Annotated in this window: 18 protein-coding genes; 10 read left to right on the forward strand and 8 right to left on the reverse strand. The window is 71.4% G+C overall.

What is annotated here, in order from left to right:
- On the forward strand, positions 1 to 723 hold the full coding sequence (locus AB0I71_RS09535) for a GntR family transcriptional regulator (protein WP_357582784.1): 723 nt from the start codon (positions 1 to 3) through the stop codon (positions 721 to 723).
- Here the strand turns inward: AB0I71_RS09535 and AB0I71_RS09540 are convergent.
- Positions 683 to 1171, reverse strand: a complete 489-nt coding sequence (locus AB0I71_RS09540) for a MarR family transcriptional regulator (RefSeq protein WP_357582785.1) — start codon at positions 1169 to 1171, stop codon at positions 683 to 685. The two genes, AB0I71_RS09535 and AB0I71_RS09540, sit on opposite strands and share 41 nt — an antisense overlap.
- 109 nt (positions 1172 to 1280) lie before the next feature.
- On the opposite strand from AB0I71_RS09540, the gene AB0I71_RS09545 reads away from it, so the two are divergent.
- From AB0I71_RS09545 to AB0I71_RS09565, 5 genes are all read left to right on the forward strand, one after another.
- A complete protein-coding gene (locus AB0I71_RS09545) occupies positions 1281 to 1940 on the forward strand; it encodes an NAD(P)H-dependent oxidoreductase (RefSeq protein ID WP_357582786.1) in 660 nt (219 codons plus the stop codon).
- A gap of 88 nt (positions 1941 to 2028) precedes the next feature.
- A complete protein-coding gene (locus AB0I71_RS09550; protein ID WP_357582787.1) occupies positions 2029 to 2538 on the forward strand; it encodes a SigE family RNA polymerase sigma factor in 510 nt (169 codons plus the stop codon).
- On the forward strand, positions 2535 to 3920 hold the full coding sequence (locus AB0I71_RS09555; RefSeq protein WP_357582788.1) for a hypothetical protein: 1386 nt from the start codon (positions 2535 to 2537) through the stop codon (positions 3918 to 3920). The genes AB0I71_RS09550 and AB0I71_RS09555 overlap by 4 nt, the downstream gene beginning before the upstream one ends.
- A gap of 161 nt (positions 3921 to 4081) precedes the next feature.
- Positions 4082 to 5077, forward strand: a complete 996-nt coding sequence (locus AB0I71_RS09560) for a glycosyltransferase family 2 protein (RefSeq protein ID WP_357582789.1) — start codon at positions 4082 to 4084, stop codon at positions 5075 to 5077.
- A gap of 22 nt (positions 5078 to 5099) precedes the next feature.
- Positions 5100 to 7460: a hypothetical protein gene (locus tag AB0I71_RS09565; RefSeq protein WP_357582790.1), complete on the forward strand. Its 2361-nt coding sequence runs from the start codon at positions 5100 to 5102 to the stop codon at positions 7458 to 7460.
- Between the two features lie 83 nt (positions 7461 to 7543).
- On the opposite strand, the gene AB0I71_RS09570 is transcribed toward AB0I71_RS09565, so the two are convergent.
- Together AB0I71_RS09570 and AB0I71_RS09575 are read right to left on the reverse strand one after the other, a co-directional pair.
- Positions 7544 to 9118, reverse strand: a complete 1575-nt coding sequence (locus tag AB0I71_RS09570) for an alpha/beta hydrolase (RefSeq protein WP_357582791.1) — start codon at positions 9116 to 9118, stop codon at positions 7544 to 7546.
- Between the two features lie 389 nt (positions 9119 to 9507).
- On the reverse strand, positions 9508 to 10149 hold the full coding sequence (locus AB0I71_RS09575) for a TetR/AcrR family transcriptional regulator (RefSeq protein ID WP_357582792.1): 642 nt from the start codon (positions 10147 to 10149) through the stop codon (positions 9508 to 9510).
- Between the two features lie 36 nt (positions 10150 to 10185).
- On the opposite strand from AB0I71_RS09575, the gene AB0I71_RS09580 reads away from it, so the two are divergent.
- Positions 10186 to 11739: a serine hydrolase domain-containing protein gene (locus AB0I71_RS09580; RefSeq protein WP_357582793.1), complete on the forward strand. Its 1554-nt coding sequence runs from the start codon at positions 10186 to 10188 to the stop codon at positions 11737 to 11739.
- Between the two features lie 43 nt (positions 11740 to 11782).
- Here AB0I71_RS09580 and AB0I71_RS09585 read toward each other — a convergent pair whose 3' ends face one another.
- The 4 genes from AB0I71_RS09585 to AB0I71_RS09600 all read right to left on the reverse strand — a co-directional run bounded on the left by AB0I71_RS09585 (position 11783) and on the right by AB0I71_RS09600 (position 13889).
- A complete protein-coding gene (locus AB0I71_RS09585) occupies positions 11783 to 12280 on the reverse strand; it encodes a GNAT family N-acetyltransferase (protein WP_357582794.1) in 498 nt (165 codons plus the stop codon).
- A complete protein-coding gene (locus AB0I71_RS09590; protein WP_357582795.1) occupies positions 12277 to 13005 on the reverse strand; it encodes a TetR/AcrR family transcriptional regulator C-terminal domain-containing protein in 729 nt (242 codons plus the stop codon). The genes AB0I71_RS09585 and AB0I71_RS09590 overlap by 4 nt, the downstream gene beginning before the upstream one ends.
- Positions 13006 to 13116: 111 nt before the next feature.
- Positions 13117 to 13515 (reverse strand): VOC family protein, encoded by a 399-nt coding sequence (locus AB0I71_RS09595; protein ID WP_357582796.1) that lies wholly within the window; start codon positions 13513 to 13515, stop codon positions 13117 to 13119.
- Positions 13516 to 13526: 11 nt separating this feature from the next.
- Positions 13527 to 13889 (reverse strand): DUF1801 domain-containing protein, encoded by a 363-nt coding sequence (locus AB0I71_RS09600; RefSeq protein ID WP_357582797.1) that lies wholly within the window; start codon positions 13887 to 13889, stop codon positions 13527 to 13529.
- Between the two features lie 162 nt (positions 13890 to 14051).
- On the opposite strand from AB0I71_RS09600, the gene AB0I71_RS09605 reads away from it, so the two are divergent.
- The 3 genes from AB0I71_RS09605 (at position 14052) to AB0I71_RS09615 (ending at position 16748) form a co-directional block, all read left to right on the forward strand.
- Positions 14052 to 14945 carry a LysR family transcriptional regulator gene (locus AB0I71_RS09605; protein WP_357582798.1) on the forward strand — a complete coding sequence of 298 codons (894 nt, stop codon included), beginning with the start codon at positions 14052 to 14054 and terminating at the stop codon, positions 14943 to 14945.
- 88 nt (positions 14946 to 15033) lie between these two features.
- Positions 15034 to 15612: a WHG domain-containing protein gene (locus tag AB0I71_RS09610; RefSeq protein ID WP_357582799.1), complete on the forward strand. Its 579-nt coding sequence runs from the start codon at positions 15034 to 15036 to the stop codon at positions 15610 to 15612.
- Complete coding sequence (locus tag AB0I71_RS09615; RefSeq protein ID WP_357582800.1) at positions 15612 to 16748, forward strand: GDSL-type esterase/lipase family protein; 1137 nt, start codon at positions 15612 to 15614, stop codon at positions 16746 to 16748. The genes AB0I71_RS09610 and AB0I71_RS09615 overlap by 1 nt, the downstream gene beginning before the upstream one ends.
- Positions 16749 to 16761: 13 nt before the next feature.
- Here the strand turns inward: AB0I71_RS09615 and AB0I71_RS09620 are convergent, their stop codons facing one another.
- The gene (locus AB0I71_RS09620; protein WP_357582801.1) at positions 16762 to 17709 is read right to left on the reverse strand and encodes an SDR family NAD(P)-dependent oxidoreductase; all 948 of its coding nucleotides are present in this window, start codon (positions 17707 to 17709) and stop codon (positions 16762 to 16764) included.
- Positions 17710 to 17793: the final 84 nt, after the last annotated feature.

Genomic DNA, 17793 nt, shown 5'->3' on the forward strand with positions numbered 1-17793 from the left:
ATGCCGATCCCTGCGCGTGCTGGCGTCGTCACCCGGTCACTGCTGCGCGACGACGCCTTCCGGGCGATCCGCGACGCCATCGTGAACGGGACACTGACCCCTGGCGAGCGGCTCAACGACGCTGATCTCGCCCAGTGGCTCGGCGTCAGCCGTACCCCGGTGCGCGAGGCGTTGGCCCGGCTCGAAGAGGCCGGCCTGGTCCGCACCAAGCCGGGCCGCTACACCATGGTCAGCCCACTCGACCTGCGGGCACTGCGCGGCGCCCAGTCGGTGACCACCGCGATGCACGAACTGGCGGTGCGCGAGGCACTGCCCAACCTGTCCACCGCCGAACTCGACGCGATGCGCGCCGCCAACGCCCGCTTCGCGCAGGCGCTGCGGGCCAACGACGTCGACGCCGCCATCGCGGCGGACGACGACTTCCACGGCGTCACGGTGGCCGCCTCGGCGAACGCGGCCCTGCGGTCGGTGCTCGACCAGTTCACGCCCGCGCTGCGGCGGCTCGAACGACTCCGCTTCGCCTCACTGAGCGGCCGTGGCTCGGTCGCCCAACACGAACGGATCATCGCGCTCTGCGAAGCCGGCGACGTCGAGGCCGCGGTCGCCGCCACCCGCACCAACTGGCAGACCCTGGCACCCCTGCTGGAGGCCGCGGTCGACGAGGACGAGCCCGGCACCGGCCCTAGCAGCCGCGCTGGGAGTCCTCCGCCGCCGCCTCGTTGACCTGCTGTGTCACCCGACCGGCGACCTCCCGCAGCGCGGTGACCTGCTCCTCGGTGAGCCCGTCGATGACGAACCTGCGCACCGCGGCGACATGCCCGGGCGCCGCGGCGACCACGAGATCCCACCCGGCGTCGGTGAGCACCGCCCGGTTGTAGCGGGGGCTCTCCGGGTCGGGCTCGCGGCGGAGCAGCCCCCGCCGCTCAAGGCGCGTGACGACGTTCGACAACCGGGACAGCGAGCTGCTGACCTGACTGGCCAGGGCGCTGAGCCGCAGCGTACGCCCGGGCGTCATGGACAGGCCGCTCAGCACGAAGTAATCGAACAACGTGAGGTTGTTGTCGCGTAGCAGTTGCGCGTCGAGCGCGCCGGGCAGCTTGAACATGAGGCTGGCCAGGGCGAGCCAGGCGTCGCGCTCGCACTCGTTCAACCACCGGGGTTCCTCCGGCATGCCGCTCAGCCTAGCGGCCGACCACTCGGCGGAGGTGAGGCATCTCGCATTTGGTTCAAGCTTGAAGTTCGACGGGTTATCGTCGGCTTCAAGCTTGAACCTCACACGTATGGGAGTTGTCGTGACCCTGTTCCGGCTGGATGCCAGCATCCGCACCCACGGCTCGGCGAGCCGCGAGATCGCCGACATCGTCGAAGAGGAGTGGCTCGCCGCGCACACCGGTGACACGATCGAACGTCGCCACATCGGCGTCGACGCCCTGCCCGCGACCGCCTGGGCGGCGGCGGTCACCGCCGGGATGACCGCGCCCGAGGAGCACACGGCCGAGCAGCGTGAGGCCGTCGCCCTCGCCGCGACGCTCGTGGACGAGCTGCTCGCCGCCGACGGCATCCTGTTCGCCGTGCCGCTGTACAACTACGGCGTCTCACAGCACTTCAAGACGTACGTCGACCTGGTCAGCACCGACCAGCGAGCATTCGGCAAGCCGTTCCTGGAGGGCCGGCGGGCCGTACTCGTCACGGTTCGAGGCGGGGCGTACGGGGGTGGCACGCCCCGGGAGGGCTGGGATCACGCGACGCCGTACCTGCGCCGCATCATCGCCGACTGCTGGGGTGCCGACCTCACCGTCGTCGAACGCGAGTTCACCCTGGTCGGCGTCAACCCCGCCCTTGACTCGTTCACCGACCAGGCCGCGGCGATGCACGCCGAGGCCCTGCAGGCCGCCCGGGAGGCCGGCCGCGCACTCGGCGGCGTGCCGCTCCCGGTCTGAGGCAGCGGCGTGCGCGGTACGCGCCGCGCACGCCGGCCCTCAACCATCCGCCCGGCAGGAGGCGTTTACTTCTGCCGAGGGGGTGGCGATGAGCCAGACGTTCCACGAGTTCGTGGTGCACCGTTCACCGGCGCTGTCCCGGACCGCCTACCTCCTCACCGGCGACCACCAGTTGGCCGAGGATCTTCTGCAGAGTGCACTCGCACGGACGTACCGACACTGGCGGCGGATCCGCGATGGTGACCCGGAGGCGTACGTCCGCCGGGTCATGTACCACCAGCAGGTCTCCTGGTGGCGGCGACGCCGACTCACCGAACGGCTGGAGGCCGACCCGACACCCGTGCGGGCCAGTCATCCGGACCCCAGCGACGCCGCCACCCTGCGGATGACCCTGGCCGCCGCGTTACGCCAGCTCACCCCCAGGCAGCGGGCGGTCGTCGTGCTGCGCTTCTACGAGGACCTGACCGAGGCACAGGTGGCCGCCGCGCTCGGCTGCTCCATCGGGACGGTGAAGCGGCACGGGCACGACGCGCTGGTCCGGCTTCGCGCGGTGGCTCCGGAGCTGGTCGATCCGGCACCCGAGAGGAGCGCGCGATGACCACACGACTGCGTGAGGTGCTGCGCGCCACAGCGGCGCAGGTTCCCGCGTACCAGGTGGAGCAGCGGGCGCTGGCGACGGCGCACCGCACGCGGCGGCGTCGGGCCACGGCGGTGGCCGCCGCACTCGCGCTCGTGGTCCTCGGCGGGCTCGTCCTCCCGACGACCCGCACGTCGCCTGTGGAGCCGGCCGATCCAGCCGAGTCGGGTGCGTTACCGGATCGGATCGGCCTACCGCCCTTCGGGAGCCTGCACGCCACGGACCGACCGCGGACCGGTCCGGCCTCGGTCATCTTCACCGGGGAGGCGGGGCGGCTGACCTACAACGACGAGTCGAGCCTCGTCACCGTTGTCGACGGTGACACGGACACCTACCGGATCGTCCGCAGCGGCTGGGAGAGGACCGCCGGCACGGACGTGGTGCTCTCCCCACAGGGCCGGTGGATAGCTCACAACCCGCAACGCGGCGATCCCCGGGTGGAGATCATCGACCTGGTCACCGGTGCGACCCGCCACCTGCGCAGCGGTGTCGCCGGGACGGTCGGCACGGAACCGGCCGGCTGGTCGCCGGACGGGATGTCGCTTGTGGTCCGTGACTCGGTGCCGACCCACCCCGACCGTGGTGATGACCGCCGCTCACTCAGCCTGGTCCGGCTGGACGACGGCAGCTCGGTCAGGCTGGCCGAGGCACCGTCCGGCACGGTGCCGGGCGTGGTCGTCGCCTTCACGCCCGGCGGGGATCGGCTCGCCTGGCAGACCGGGCGCGTGGTGACGGTCGCCGACCGGGACGGCGACGTGATCGCCTCCTTCCCGCTCGCGCCCGGCACCGACCTGGCCGGTAAGGGTGCCTGGACGCCGGACGGGCGGTGGCTCACGGTGTCGCGGCGCGATGACGCGAGGTGGACGCTGCACCGGATCGAGCCGGCCACGGGACGGGACCTCGGGGCATTGGGAACAGCCGGCGTCGACGACGTGGTCGGCATCCAACTCCTGGGCTGGACGGCGACCGGGGCGCCCTGGGTGGTGTCCTACCTTCCCCATCCGCCCGACTCACCGGACTTCACCCGCCCCTTCCCCAACGACGACCGCCCGGAGTACGGCCACATCGGGAGCATCGAGGTGCTGTCACTGCCACCGGACGGCCAGCCACCGACCACCCTGCTCACCGCACCGCGGCAGGTGGTCTCCATCGACATCGCCGACGAGGTGATCCGGGCCGGTCACACCCGCGTCGCCGATCCACCGCGCGGCGTCGGCGGCCGGTTCTGGATCTGGACCACCGTGACCGTGCTGGCGGTGAGCGCGATCGCGGCGTACCGGCGCCGGGAACAGCTCACGCTCTGGTGGGAGAACCGCCGGGTTCGGCGGTCCACCACGGCGTGACCGGGGCCGCCGGAGCGCTGGACGGCATTCGTCGGCCGTTCACGCCAGCGCCAAGCGGGCGTCAACTCGTCACGAGACGGTGACTTCCTGCGCACGTTGCGCGTGCGCGGTAGGGGTGGACTCTGCGTTCGGGACGGGGCCGGCAGACGATGCGATCCGACGTGACCGGAGAGACCACGCTCTCCGTGGTCGTTCCGATGTACAACGAGGAGGCCGTGATCGCCGGCCTCGTGGCCCGGCTCCGGCCGGTGTTGGACGACCTGCACGTCGACTACGAGGTGGTGGCCGTCGATGACGGCAGCCGGGACGCCACGGTCGCGTTGCTCACCGTGCAGGCGCGGGACTGGCCGCAGTTGCGGATCGTGCGACTGCGCCGCAACAGCGGCCACCAGGCGGCGCTGACCGCCGGCCTGCACCGGGCACGCGGCCGGTGGGTGGTCAGCCTCGACGCGGATCTCCAGGACCCGCCGGAGACCATCACCGAGATGTTGCGGCTCGCTCGGGCCGGTGCCGCCGTGGTGTACGGGGTACGCGCCGACCGCAGCACCGACACGTTGTTCAAGCGGCACACCGCGCGGGTGTACTACCGGCTGATGCGGCGGATCGTCGGAGCCGAGGTGCCGGCTCAGGCGGGCGACTTCCGGATGGTCAGCCGGGAGGTGGTGCAGACACTGCGCCGGCTGCCGGAACGGAACCCGGTGTACCGGCTGCTGATCCCGGCGCTCGGCTTCCCCAGCGCCGAGGTCCGCTACGTCCGCGAGGCCCGGCACGCCGGACAGACGAAGTACCCGCTGCCGCGCATGGTCGCGCTGGCCTGGGACAGCGTCGCCAACTTCTCCGCCGCGCCGCTGCGGTTGGCGACCTGGCTCGGGGTGGGCAGTTTCCTGGCCTGCCTGGCGCTGATCGCCTTCGGCGTCGTGGGGCACCTGCGTGGGGTGACCATCCCCGGCTGGACCTCGTTGTTCGTGGCGGTGCTGCTGTTCGGCGGGCTGCAGCTGGTCTGCCTGGGCCTGCTCGGCGAGTACGTGGGGCGGATCTACGCCGCCGTGCAGAACCGACCGACGTTCCACGTCGGCTCGGACACCGCCGACGACGGGCCCGCCGCGTCAGAGCCGCAGGTGGTCGACGCACGTCCCGTCGTCCCCAGCCGTGGCTGAACCGCTGCCACAGGTGACGCCGGTGCTTCGCCGCGTCGCCGCGCTGCTGCCGTGGCTGATCGTGCTCGCCGCGCTGCCGGTCGGGTGGTGGCACGGCGGGGTACCGACGCCCGAGGTCGGTGCGTTCGTGGCGTACTGGGCGCTGGCGGTGGTGCTGCCGGGGACACTCGTGCACCGGGCACTGCGCGGCAGCCGGGGCAACCTGCCCGAGGATCTCGGCTACGGCGCGGCCACCGGCCTGCTGCTCGAACTCGCCGCCTGGACGCTCGCCGCCGCCACCGGCGGGCAACACCTGTTGCGGTGGTGGCCGCTGCCGGTGGTCGCGATGTTCCTGGCCGTACCCCGGCTGCGCCGGCACTGGCGCACCGGTCCCGGCCGGCGACTACCGGTGGCCTGGCACTTGACGATCTGCGCGGTGCTGCTGCTCATCGCCCTCTGGGGATACTCCAGCTGGCGGACGCTGCCGCTGCCCCCGGCGGATCACGCCTACTACCCCGACCTGCTCTACCACCTCGGGCTGGTGCACGAACTCACCCGGACCATGCCCTTCGAGCTGCCGCACCTGGCTGGCGAACCGCTGCGCTACCACTACCTGTCCGACGCGCACATCGCCAGCGCCAGCATGATCACCGACGTGCCGCCGGCCACGGTGCTGCTGTACCTGTGGGTGGTACCCGTCGGCTGGGTGGCCGCGCTGGTCACCGCCGCACTGGCTCGGGAGCTGGCCGGGCGCCTGTGGGTCGGTCCCCTGGCCGCCGCCGTCGGGTACCTCGGCACCCCAGCCAGCCTCGGCTCACCGCTGGAACTGCCCGGGGCCCGCTCGCTGTCGTACGTCAGCCTGTCCCAGACGTACGCGCTGCCGCTGCTGATGCTGCTCGCCGCCGTCTGCGTACCGGTGCTGCGGGGGCGGGGTCTGGGCCCGGCCTGGGTGCTGGTCCCGGCGCTCGGTCTGGCGTGCGCCGGCGCCAAGTCCAGCGCACTGCCACCACTGATCGCCGGTCTCGGGCTGGCCGCGCTGGCGGCCTGGGTACGCCGCCGCCGGGTGCCGTGGCTGGTGTTCGCCGTGCTGGCCGTGCTGGTCGCCGCCATGGCCGTCGGCTACCGGCTGTTCGCCGGTGGCGGGGCGGGCACCCTGCGGGTACAGCCGCTCGGCCTGGTCCGCCAGCTGCTGCCCTATCAGCAGACCTACGGCGCGCAGGAGGGCGCCCGGTTCGGGGGCCTGCTGCCGCCGGGACTGACCGAGACCGGCGACCACGCCGCGTGGCTGCTGGCGGCGGCCCTGTTCGGGGTGTGGTTGCTGTGGCAGACGCCTCGGCTGGCCGGCGGGCTGCTGCTCGCCACGCCCAGCCGACGGGATCCGGCCGCCTGGTTGTTCACCGGTGCCGTCGCCGCCGGTCTCGCCGTGGCCTGGCTGACCTACCACCCCTCCGCCAGCCAGGTCTACTTCTGGCTACCGGTCATCCCGTTCGGTGCCGTGCTCGCCGGCTGGTTCCTGGCCCGGACCCGGGTACGGTGGCCGGTGCTCGTGACCGCGGCGGTCCTCGGCGTGGTCGCCCAACTCCTCGCCCCGCCGCTCGGCTCACCCGCTGTGCTGACCCAGCCGGATCGGGCCGTCGAGTCGGTACGCGTCGCCAACGCCGCCGACTGGCTGGCGACACTCGGCTGGTCGGCCGCTCGGTACGCCACCCTGATCGGGATCGCCGCGCTGCTCGCCGTCGCGGTGGAGGTGCTGCTGCTCAACCGGCCCCGGGCCGCCGTCACCGCGCGCCGCGCCGCCCTGGTGCGGCGGCGGGGCCGGCCGGCATGGACCACGCTGCTCGGTCGGTCGGCGCTGGCCGGCGCGGTCACGGCGCTGCTCGGCGCCAGCCTCGCCACCGGAGTGGACAGTACGTTCCAGCGTCTGCTCGCCCGCGAGGACCCACTCGGCGGGGTCGACGCGCAGTTCGTGGTGACCGAGGCGGAGATGCGGGCGGCGCTCTGGCTGGATGAGCACGCCGGCACCGAGGACGTGGTCGCCACGAACGTGCACTGCCGGCCGGTCCGCAGCACGCCACACTGCGACGCCCGCGCCTTCTGGGTCACCGGCCTGGGCGGCCGTCGCGCGCTCGTCGAAAGCTGGGGCTACACCGACGCCGCCCTCGCCGCCCACGGTCGCGACGGCTTCCGGTACCCGAGGCAGCCCGCCCCGGACCCGGCCCTGTTCGCGCTCAACGAGCGGGTCTTCACCGCCCCCGATCCCGACGACCTGGCTCGGCTGCGCGGCACCTACCAGGTGCGCTGGCTGCTCGCCGACACCAATGCCGGACCGGTCTCCGCGGAGCTGGCCCGATTCGCCCCGGTCCGCTACACCGCGGGCCCGGTCACCATCCACGAACTACTGTGACGCCACGCCCGCGCGTGGCCGGCTCCGGCAACGACCGGGGTGGCCGGCTCGCCTCGGCGAACCGGCCACCCCGTCCCGACCGGTCAGAACAGCCAGGTCGGCAGCTCCGGGTCACCACGCAACGGCACCAACGGCTGCGCGGCGGGGCCGGATTCCTGGCTCGGCGTCCGACCACGGGCGGACGTGGTGCCGGGCGGCGGGGCCGCGGCGCAACGCGTTCCCTCCGCCGGCACGACCTGGTCGATCAGGTACGCCTCGATGGCCTCGTCCGCGCAGCTCACCCGGCCGTACACGATGTGCCCCCAACCCTCGTAGGTCAGCAGTTCGGCATGGTCACCGAACTGGTCGGCGGCACCGAGCGCCCAGTTGTAACCGGTCGCCGGGTCGTGCAGCGAGTTGGTGAGCAGCAACTTCGTCTCGTTTGTCGGGTTGATCCGCCGCTGCGGGTTGTCCGCCGCGGTCGGCCAGCCCAGGCAGATCGCGCCGACCGCCGCCCGTGGCAGGTCCGGCAGGTCCGGCGCGGCACGCTGGGCATCGGCGAGGATGGACCGCCACTGGGTGACGTCGCGGGTCTTCAGGTTCCAGTCCTGGCAGAGCACCGCCTGGTACGCGAAGGGCACGACGATCGGCGGCTCGTCGGCCGAGTTCCGCGTGGCCGTCGCCGACGTCCCCCACGGTCGCCCGGCGTCGACCCGTTCCAACTCGGCCGCGATCTCCAGCCAGTACGGCTGGTAGTTGAGGTTGTTCAGCACGAAGTTGACCAGATCCCGCTGGGTGATCTTGTAGCTGTGATCGTCCGGGTCCGGCAGCTCACCCCGTGCCGCGCGGTCGAGCAGCCGCTGCCAGAACTGACGGATGTTCCGGCCGTACAGGGCGCACTGCGGCAACCGGGAGCAACCGGCCACGAACTCGTTGAACGAGTCCTGCCCGGTGGCCGCCTGGGTGACGGCGAATCCTCGCGCGTCCTGGCTGTGATCCATCACGCTGTCGGCCACGATGGCGCGGACGCGGCTCGGAAACATTTCCGCGTACTGCTGGGCCATCAGCGTGCCGTACGACATCCCGAGGAAATTCAGCTGGGCGTCACCCACCGCCGCGCGAATGGCGTCGATGTCCCTGATCACCTGGAGCGTGTCCACGTGGTCGAATACCGGTCCGCTGTTGGCGCGGCAGTCGTCGGCCAACGCCCGGCTCGCGGACACCATCCGGGCAAATGCGCTTGACGTTTTGATGGGCTCGACGGGCAAATCATTGATCTTGCCCAACGTGCACATGATCGGTGAACTGCGAGCCACCCCACGCGGATCGAATCCGACGATGTCGAAAAGACGTCGCAATTCGTCGCCGTAGCGTGCCCACAGCGCCGAGTCGACTCCGGACCCTCCCGGCCCACCCGGATTCACGATGAGCGAACCGCGGCGCGCCGCCGGGTCCGTCGCCGGCCGCTTGGCCAGCGCCAACTCGATCGTCGGCCCGTCCGGATCGGCCCAGTCGACGGGTACCTCCAGGGTGCCGCACAGGGCGCTCGCGTCCTGCTCGCACGGCGTCCACTGCACGTCCCCGCCCGGTGACGCGGACACGGACGACGGGGCGAGCGGTGCCAGCACCACCCCCACAGTGACCCCGGCGAGCAATCGCCGGATCAGTTTTCTGCGCATGCTCCCTCTTCCAGATCGTTTCCCGGCTTTCCACCGGCCGGTGCTGAACGTAGCCAATGCGCCACGGTCCGGGGTTACCAGCAAATGTCGCCGGCAATACCATTCGGAACGCGACCCGATCGACCGGATCGACAAGCACCGGGAGCGCTCCCACGCCTCGCCTGCGAATGGCGAGGTCACCGGCAATACCGCACGTGACCCGGCAGCCGAATCGACATCTGCACGTCGATTGTCAACATGGCGGAGGTCACAGGCGACGCCAGTGTGAGCGCTAACCTGGAAGGCACTCCATCGCAAACTGCGGTCAAATTACGTGACGAATTGGAAACCCCGGATTCACGTATTCAACAGCCGGGGCCGACCGGACAGCGTCGCCACCGCCGGCCGGATCACGGCCGGGCGTAGTGGCGGCAGCGACCGGTGAACGTACCCGCCAGGACCGGCTCGATGACCGCATCGACGTGCTCCCGGCAGCGGGCCGGGTCGTCGGGGCCGACCAGGATGAGGCTGGCCGCCAGGCCGTAGGTGGTGGCGAGGATGCGGGCGGCCGCCGTGTCGACGTCGACGCCGCCGTCGACCTCGCCGCACCGCTTTCCGTTGCGTACCGCGATCGACGCGCGCAGGTGCAGGTCGGCCTGTGCGCGCGCCGCCATCTCGGCGATCGCGCGATCGTGCAGGGCCTGAGTCGTCAGGTTCTGGGTGACGTGGAACTCCTCGACCCGGATCTCGTCGAGCGGGAGCAGTTCGACCACAGCGGTCGCGATGATCTCGCGGATCGGCCGTTCGGCGACCTCGCCCTCGGCGATGTGCGCCGCGATCCGGTCGTCCCGGCGGCCGAGCGCGTCGACGTACACGAATCGGAGCAGCTCGTCGCGGCTGCCGAAGTAGTGCTGGATGAGGCCGACCGAGACGCCGGCAGCGGCGGCGACGCGGGCGAACGTGGTGGCCTGAAGACCGTGTTCCACCAGGTGACGCCGGAACGTCCGGGCGATGAGCGCGCGTCGCTCGTCGTGGTCGGCAACGCGGGGCATTTGATAACCGTACCGCCATATGGTTACGGTTGCCATATGAGCGTATTGCAACGGGGGATTGTCGTGTTGCTGCTCGCGCTGCCCGGCGTCGGCGTCGCTGTCGGCGCGGTCGAGGCGGCGCCGGCGGGAAGCACCGCCGTCGAACCGGGCCGGCTGGATGCCTTCGTCACCGAGCAGATGGACCGGGCCGGGATCCCGGGCGTCGCGTACGCGATCGTGGGCTCCGGTGGGGTGGAGCACCAGGCGACGTTCGGCGCGGACGGCGACGGCACGCCGATCACCGACGCGACGCCGTTCCTGTGGGGCTCGGTGGCCAAGCCGGTGACCGCGAGCCTGGTGGTGACGATGGCGACGGCCGGGGAGCTGGATCTCGACGCGCGTGTGACGACCTACCTGCCGGACTTCAGCATGGCTGACGAGGAAGCAAGGACGATCACGCTGCGCCACCTGCTGAGCCAGACCGGCGGCATACCGGAGCGGATGGACCTCACCGACCGCTACGACGCCGATCGCCGCCCGAGCGATGTGCTCGACGCCCTCGGCACCATGCACCTGGCCGCCCGTGTCGGCGAGAAACACCTCTATTCCAGTGTCAACTACCTGCTGCTCGGTGCCGTCGTCGAGGAGGTCACCGGGCGCGACTTCGCCGACGTGCTGAGCGAGCGACTGCTCACGCCCATGGGGATGGACACCGCGGTCACCGCTGCCGACGACGCGGCGGACCGGCTCCCGCCGGGCCACCGGTACGTGTTCGGGGAGCCGACGGCGTTCCGCAGCCGGTTCGACCCCGCCGGGGTCAGCTACGGGTATCTCGGTGGCTCGCTTCGCGACGCCGTCGCGTTCGCTCGGGCGAACCTCGACGGCGGCGACGTCCTGTCGCCCGAGCAACGCGCCACTCTGATCCGGCCGGAGGTCACCACCGGTGACGGCCGGAGCTACGGGCTCGGCTGGCGCACCTGGCCGGTCTTCGGTGGCGACCAGCCGATGGTCTGGCACTCCGGTGCCGCACCCGGCTACCAGGCCGGGATCGTGCTGCTGCCCGAACAGGACAGGGCCGTCGTGGTCCTGCAGAACGTCTACGGCAGCTTCCAGGAGAACCAACTCCTGGACACCTCGTGGGGCCTTGCTGCCCTCCTCTCCGGAGCCGTTCCCGAGACCCACGAGAACGAGCCGACCTACGTCGCGTTCCTCGCCGGCCTGGGCCTGCTGTGCCTGCTGCTGCTCACGGCGGTGGCCGGCTCGCTGTGGCGGGTGGCGCGGCCGGTCTCCGCCTGGTCCCGTCGACGCCTGCTGGGTCTCGTCGCCTGGCTGGTGGTCCTGCTGCTCCTCGCCTCCGGCCTGCTCTCCCTGCCGTCGTCCTTCGGTGTGACGCTGGGGCAGGTCCCCCTGTGGGCGCCCGACGTCGCCGCGCTGCTCGGTGCCGCGCTGCTGCTCGTCGCGGTGCTGATGGTGTCCCGCGCCGCCGTGACCGCGCGTACCTGGCGCCGGACGACCGGCTCGCGTGCGGTCGGCACGGACCGCCACGAGGAGAGGACCAGCGGCGATGAGGCGCGGCCGGCGGCGCACGTGCCGCGCGGTTCGACCGGGTAGCCGGTCACCGTTCGAGTTCAGGAAAGCGGGGTGCCGCGCCGGGTCAGTCGGCACTCCGAAGCTGGCGGCGCATGATCCACGTCGCCACCGTGCCGTCGCCGGTCACCGCGCCGGTTCGCGGGTCGATCGCCCGCCAGTGGTGCTGATGAGGTCGGACGATCACGTAGCCCAACCTCGCGTAGAACGAGACGGCCGCCTCGTCATCGACGTCCACGTCGAGGCTCATCGCCTCGGCACCGCGTGCCGCACCTGCCGCTTCGCCGGCCTGGACGAGCGCCCTTCCGATCCCTCGGCGACGGGCCGACGCGACCACCGCCAGCCCGTACAGCCATGGGTGGGGTGGGTCGCAGCCGTCCCGCCACCGGACACTCACCACTCCCACGACGTGGTCGGCGGCCACGGCGACGAGCATCTCCTCCTCGCCTCGCCCGGCGGCCCGGACCCGCACCTCGGCGCGGTCCCCCGATCCGGCCAGCTCGCCCAGATGGTCCAGGTCCACGTGTTGCGCGGCACGGATCATCACGTCGTCGAGCGGGCTCATTCCGGCAGCCCCGCTTGCGCCGCTGTCCGGAGAATGCCGGTGAGGCCCTCCTCGAACAGCACGTCGTCGTCCCATCGGGCGTCGTCGAGATGCCCGGAGGCGTCGAGGGTCGGGTAGGTGGCCGCGTTCGCGGCAATATGGTCACGCGCCGCGGCCCTCGCCCGCGGGTCGGCGGTCCGGTGCCAGGTGGCTTCCGTGAGCGAGGCGCCGATGACGTAGTTGGCGAGCATTCGGGTGGCCACCGCGAGCGGAAGCCCGCGACAGCCGCCGCGCAGCAACGCCGACTGGAGAAACTCGGTACGGGTCAGGACGTTCGGTCCGAGCATCGGACGCCCGATCAGCCCGGGCGCCCACGGGTGTCGCAGCATGGTGGCGCGCCAGGCTCGGACGAGGACGCGGATGTCGTCAAGCCAGTCGTCGCTCACGGCCGGCACCGGCACGTCGCCGAAAATCTCGTCGACGGCCAGGTCCAGAACGTCGTCCTTGGTCTTGACGTGCCAGTACAGCGCGGTGGCCGTCACGTCGAGCCGCTGGGCGAGGCTGCGCATCGTCAGGCCCTCGGTGCCGTGCTCGTCGAGCAGGTTCACTGCGGCGTCCACGATCCGCGCAAGGGTCAGCGGCGGCTTCCGCCGCCGCCGGGACGGCTCCGCGCGCAGCCACACCGGCGGCCGGGCGCCGCTGCCCTCTCGCCCGGTCGCCGGCACGCCTGGCTCTGCGGTGGTCATGGACCAACTCTAGTACGATGGACAGGCAACTTAACGTTGGTAAGTAACGTGCAGTTGCTCTACGACGTCGAGGTCCACTCCGACATCGCCCGTTGAGCGCCCCCGCGTAGCTCACCGGCTCGGAGGCGTCGTCGGTGCCGCGTCCGCCGGGTACCAGCGAAGTTCGACGGTGTTGCGGTCCGGGTCCTGGATGTAGAGCGAGATGCCCTCTCCCCTGGCGCCGGAACGGCTCACCGGCCCGTCCAGGACGGTGAACACGCCGGCCGCGATGACGTCCTGCCAGTCCACCGGGTCGACCACCAGGCAGATGTGGTCGACGTTCGACTCTCCCCGGTGGCGCTGCACCAGATCGATGATGGTGTCCGGGCTGATCCGGACGGAGGGGAAGCCGGCCCGCCCGGCCCGCCACTCGTCGACGCGCATGGTTTCCAGACCGAACATGGTCGAGTAGAAAGCGAGCGATCGCTCGACATCCTCGACGTTGAGGACCAGGTGGTCGAAGGCCCTCACCTGCACAATGCTCACTTGCCCTCCAGGGCACGTGCCTGGCGCAGCCAGTCGGCGAAAAGCGGTTCGTCGATGTCCGTGATGGCGGAGAGCCGTACCGAGGCCATGTGCCGGGCGCCCGGGAGCAGCCGATCCGACCGGTCGCTGATCTCCTGGCCACGCCAGAGCCCGAAGGTGAGGTACGAGGCGTATGCCTTGAGCAGGCAGATCGGCCGCCGCCCCGGAGCCTCGCCGAGACCCCACACCGGGTGCCCGTGCCACATCACTGCGGTGGTGTCCGCCAACGTGCCGTCGATGACCGGGCGCAACGCCTCGGCCGTCTCCCTCAGCGAGGCGTTCAGTCCGGTCAGGTAGTCGTCGATGCTTGCCGTCTTCATGATCTTTCTCCTCGATCGTCCCGGCGACCGCTCCGCAGGTGGAGCGGACATCGCCGCCGCCGGCGTCCCGGTGGCGCCCTCGACGATTCACTGGACGGCGAGGCCGACCAAGCCAAGATCGGACTACGATCGTTGAGCCGGATTCAACGAAAGAGCGGCGGAATGCTGGAGCGACACGAGATCGAGACCTTCCTGACGCTCGCCGACGAGCTGCACTTCGGTCGTACCGCCGAACGTCTCGGCGTGACCACCGGCCGGATCAGTCACGTCATCAGGAAGCTGGAGCGGCGCATCGGTGCGCCACTGTTCGAACGCACCAGTCGGGTCGTCCGCATCACACCCATCGGCCGGCAGCTGGCCGACGAGCTGGCCCCGCTCGTCGAGCAGATGGACGCGGCGCTGCGCCGCGCGATCGAGGCCGGCCGTGGCGTGACCGGCCAACTCCGGGTGGCGTTCCTCGGTGAGTACCTCGCGCCGGTGCTGCTCAAGGCGGTCAGGCTGTTCAGCGCCCGACATCCCGACTGCGAGGTGGACGTACGCGAGGTGCAGCTCGCCACCTCACGGGCCAGCCTGTTGGACGGTTCGATCGACGTACTCGTCGCGTCATACCCGTTCGACGGCATGGCCTGCGGCCCCGCGCTCATGGTGGAGCGGCGCGTGCTGGCGGTGGCCGCCACGCACCCGCTGGCCCGGGCGGAGTCGGTCTCGCTGGAAGTGCTCGCCGACCACCCGCTCATCCAGTACCCGGCAATGACGTCCGCGGCGTTCAAGCGGGACCGCACCCCCGAGCAGACGCCGGCCGGCCGACTGATCCCCAAGGGCCCGCGCGGCAACACGTTCTCCGAGATGCTGTCCCTCGTGGCGATGGGCCGGGGCGTGCTGCCGGTGGGCGAGCAGACCGAGTACTACCACCCGCGCCCCGACATCGCCTACGTGCCGATCCACGACGCCCCGCCCATCGAGCGCGGACCGATCTGGCTGGAGGCGAACACCACCACTCGGGTCCGGGAGTTCGTCCGGGCCGCGACGGACGCCACCGCCGCGCCGCCGCGCTGACCCGCCAGCGGGTGCCTGACCCGTCCGCTCCACCGCGTCACCAGCCTAAAGGTATTAGGTTCCAGCCTACGGGGTGTAGGGTGTGGGTATGGCACGCGCGAACCTGACCCCGGCGGTCGTCATCGCCGCGGCAGCGGAGCTGGCAGACCGGGAAGGATTCGAGGCGATCACCCTGTCGGCACTGGCCCGCCACTTCGGGGTGCAGACCGCGAGTCTCTACTCGCATGTCCGCGACCGGTCCGCGCTGCTGGACAGCGTGCATGAACTGGCCCTCGGCGAGCTGGCCGACCGGATCGCGGTCGCCATCGGTGGCCGCGCCCGGCGAGACGCGCTCACCGCCCTCGCCGACGCGTACCGCGGCTATGCCCGCCAGTTCCCCGGCCGTTGGGCCGCCCTGCAACGTCCAGCGGCGGCATCGACCGTGCGCTCCGACGCGGCCGGTCGACTTGTCACCCTCACCCTGGCGATGCTCCGTGGCTACCAGCTGCCGGAAACCGAACTCGTCCATGCCACCCGGCTGCTCGGCGCGACCATCAACGGCTTCCTGGCGCTTGAGGTCAGCGGCAGCTTCGGGCACCGCGAGCCCGCCGCCGACGTCTCCTGGCAGCGAGCCCTGAGCGCGCTCGACATCGCGTTCCGCTCCTGGCCGACCGAAGGGAACCCCTGATGCCCGTCCCGTCCGAACTTCTCCGTGGCGTCGCCGAGGCCGAGATCACCCCGCGCGGCATCCGGCCACACCGGCTGCCGGCCTGGGTACGGGAGCAGTTCCCGGACGGCCAGCTGCTCTCGATGGAGAGCCAGCCGTCCGGCGTACGCATCGTGTTCCAGACCACGGCGGGCACTGTCGAGCTGGTGACCCACCCGACCCGGATCACCTACCTGGGCGCCGAGCGACCGCGTGGCCGCATCGACGTCTACGTCGACGGTGCGCTCACCGTCCGCGACACCCTTGACGGTGGTGACCGGATCGAGGTCGACCTCACCAGCGGGCAGACCGTCTTCCATCCCGGGCACGCGCACACGACCACAGTTTCCGGGCTGCCCGCCGGGCGTCACCGGATCGAGGTGTGGCTGCCGCACAACGAGAGCATCGACCTGGTCGACCTGCGAGCCGATGCCCCGATCGAGCCGGACGACGCCGCGCTGCCGCTGTGGGTACATCACGGCAGCTCCATCAGTCACGGCTCGAACGCCCTCGCACCGAGCGAGATCTGGCCCGCCGTCGCCGCCCGCCGGGCCGGTGTCGAGCTGCGCAACCTCGGCCTGGGCGGCAGCGCGCTCGTCGATCCGTTCCTGGCCCGCGTGATCCGCGACGCCCCGGCCGACTACCTAAGCATCAAACTCGGCATCAACGTGGTGAACCTCGACGGGATGCGGCTACGCACCTTCGTCCCCGCCGTCCACGGCTTCCTCGACACCATCCGCGACGGCCACCCGGACGTCCCGCTGCTCCTCATCTCGCCGCTGTTCTGCGCCATCCACGAGGACACCCCCGGCCCGGGTGCGATCGACCCCGGGTCGATCGGCACCGACCAGGTGCGCTTCGTGGCGACCGGCACGCCCGGGGACGTCGCACTGGGCCGGCTGACACTCCAGGTCATCCGCCGCGAGTTGCGCTCGCTGGCCGACCGCCGCGCCGCCGACAAGAACCTGCACTACCTCGACGGCACCGCCCTGTACGGCCCGGCCGACGCCGCCGAACTTCCGCTACCGGACGGCCTGCACCCGAGTGCCGAGGCCCACCAGCGGATCGGTAACCGTTTCGCCGAGTACGCCTTCACTCAGGACGGCCCGTTCGCGTAGCTACCGCCAGCCGCTACCTCGTGGTGGCCGCTCCGGAAGCGAACGGGTTCTGCCGGGACTGGACGACGGGGAAGGTCACTCCGGTGAGGTCTTCGGAGACGGCCCACAACCGCTGCTGGACGGCCACCTCGTACGACTCCGGGCTGGAGGTGACCAGCCGTGGGTGGCCCATGACCTCGTGGCGTCCGCCGGGACCGTAGTACTGGCCGCCGAACGCGGCGGGGTCGGTGGCGGCGCGCAGGGTCGGCAGCGCACCCATCGCCGGTGTCTGGGTGATCAGCGGCGCGAGCCAGGTGAGCGGAAGCCGGAGGGCCGCCGGGGTGTTCCGGGCGAGTTCGGTGCTGGACACCCCGGGGTGCGCGGCCACCGCGACGGTGGTGCCGTGCGGGGCGAGCCGGCGCTGCAACTCGTAGGTGAACATCAGGTTCGCCAGCTTGGACTGACCGTAGGCGGCGACCCGGCTGTACGACCGCTCCCAGTGCAGGTCGTCGAAGTGGATCGCGGCGCGGATGCGGTGACCGACACTGCTGACCGTGATCACCCGAGAGCCGGGCACCGGCAGCATCAGGTCCAGCAGCAGCCCGGTGAGCGCGAAGTGGCCGAGGTGGTTGGTGCCGAACTGCATCTCGAAGCCGTCCCGGGTGGTCTGCTTCGGGGTGTACATCACGCCGGCGTTGTTGATCAGCAGGTCGAGCCGGCCGAACCGGGAGCGCAGCGCGGCCGCCGCGGTCCGGACGGAGTCGAGCGAGGTCAGGTCCAGCGCCTGCACCGTCACGTCGCCGGCCATCCGGGCCGCGGCCTGCTCGCCCTTCTCGACGTTACGTACGGCGAGCACCACGGAGGCCCCGCGCTCGGCGAGCGCCTTGGCGGTCTCGTACCCCAGTCCGGTGTTGGCCCCGGTCACCACCGCCACCCGCCCGCGCTGGTCCGGGATGTTCGCCGTCGTCCACTTCTCGCCCATGCCAGTCTCCCCACTAACGTACCGGAGGTATCTTGCATCCACGACGCTAAAGTACTTTCGGTACGTTGTCAACGTACCGGCGGT

It is taken from the genome of Micromonospora sp. NPDC049891, assembly GCF_040660295.1.
In the GTDB taxonomy this organism is placed as follows: domain Bacteria; phylum Actinomycetota; class Actinomycetes; order Mycobacteriales; family Micromonosporaceae; genus Micromonospora.

Coding starts and splice junctions, on each gene's coding strand:
- AB0I71_RS09580 (WP_357582793.1), top strand. CDS start 10,186: ATGAGCGTATTGCAACGGGGGATTGTCGTGTTGCTGCTCGCGCTGCCC.
- AB0I71_RS09575 (WP_357582792.1), bottom strand. CDS start 10,149: ATGCCCCGCGTTGCCGACCACGACGAGCGACGCGCGCTCATCGCCCGG.
- AB0I71_RS09550 (WP_357582787.1), top strand. CDS start 2,029: ATGAGCCAGACGTTCCACGAGTTCGTGGTGCACCGTTCACCGGCGCTG.
- AB0I71_RS09545 (WP_357582786.1), top strand. CDS start 1,281: ATGGGAGTTGTCGTGACCCTGTTCCGGCTGGATGCCAGCATCCGCACC.
- AB0I71_RS09590 (WP_357582795.1), bottom strand. CDS start 13,005: ATGACCACCGCAGAGCCAGGCGTGCCGGCGACCGGGCGAGAGGGCAGC.
- AB0I71_RS09620 (WP_357582801.1), bottom strand. CDS start 17,709: ATGGGCGAGAAGTGGACGACGGCGAACATCCCGGACCAGCGCGGGCGG.
- AB0I71_RS09535 (WP_357582784.1), top strand. CDS start 1: ATGCCGATCCCTGCGCGTGCTGGCGTCGTCACCCGGTCACTGCTGCGC.
- AB0I71_RS09555 (WP_357582788.1), top strand. CDS start 2,535: ATGACCACACGACTGCGTGAGGTGCTGCGCGCCACAGCGGCGCAGGTT.
- AB0I71_RS09585 (WP_357582794.1), bottom strand. CDS start 12,280: ATGAGCCCGCTCGACGACGTGATGATCCGTGCCGCGCAACACGTGGAC.
- AB0I71_RS09570 (WP_357582791.1), bottom strand. CDS start 9,118: ATGCGCAGAAAACTGATCCGGCGATTGCTCGCCGGGGTCACTGTGGGG.
- AB0I71_RS09540 (WP_357582785.1), bottom strand. CDS start 1,171: ATGCCGGAGGAACCCCGGTGGTTGAACGAGTGCGAGCGCGACGCCTGG.
- AB0I71_RS09600 (WP_357582797.1), bottom strand. CDS start 13,889: ATGAAGACGGCAAGCATCGACGACTACCTGACCGGACTGAACGCCTCG.
- AB0I71_RS09615 (WP_357582800.1), top strand. CDS start 15,612: ATGCCCGTCCCGTCCGAACTTCTCCGTGGCGTCGCCGAGGCCGAGATC.
- AB0I71_RS09605 (WP_357582798.1), top strand. CDS start 14,052: ATGCTGGAGCGACACGAGATCGAGACCTTCCTGACGCTCGCCGACGAG.
- AB0I71_RS09610 (WP_357582799.1), top strand. CDS start 15,034: ATGGCACGCGCGAACCTGACCCCGGCGGTCGTCATCGCCGCGGCAGCG.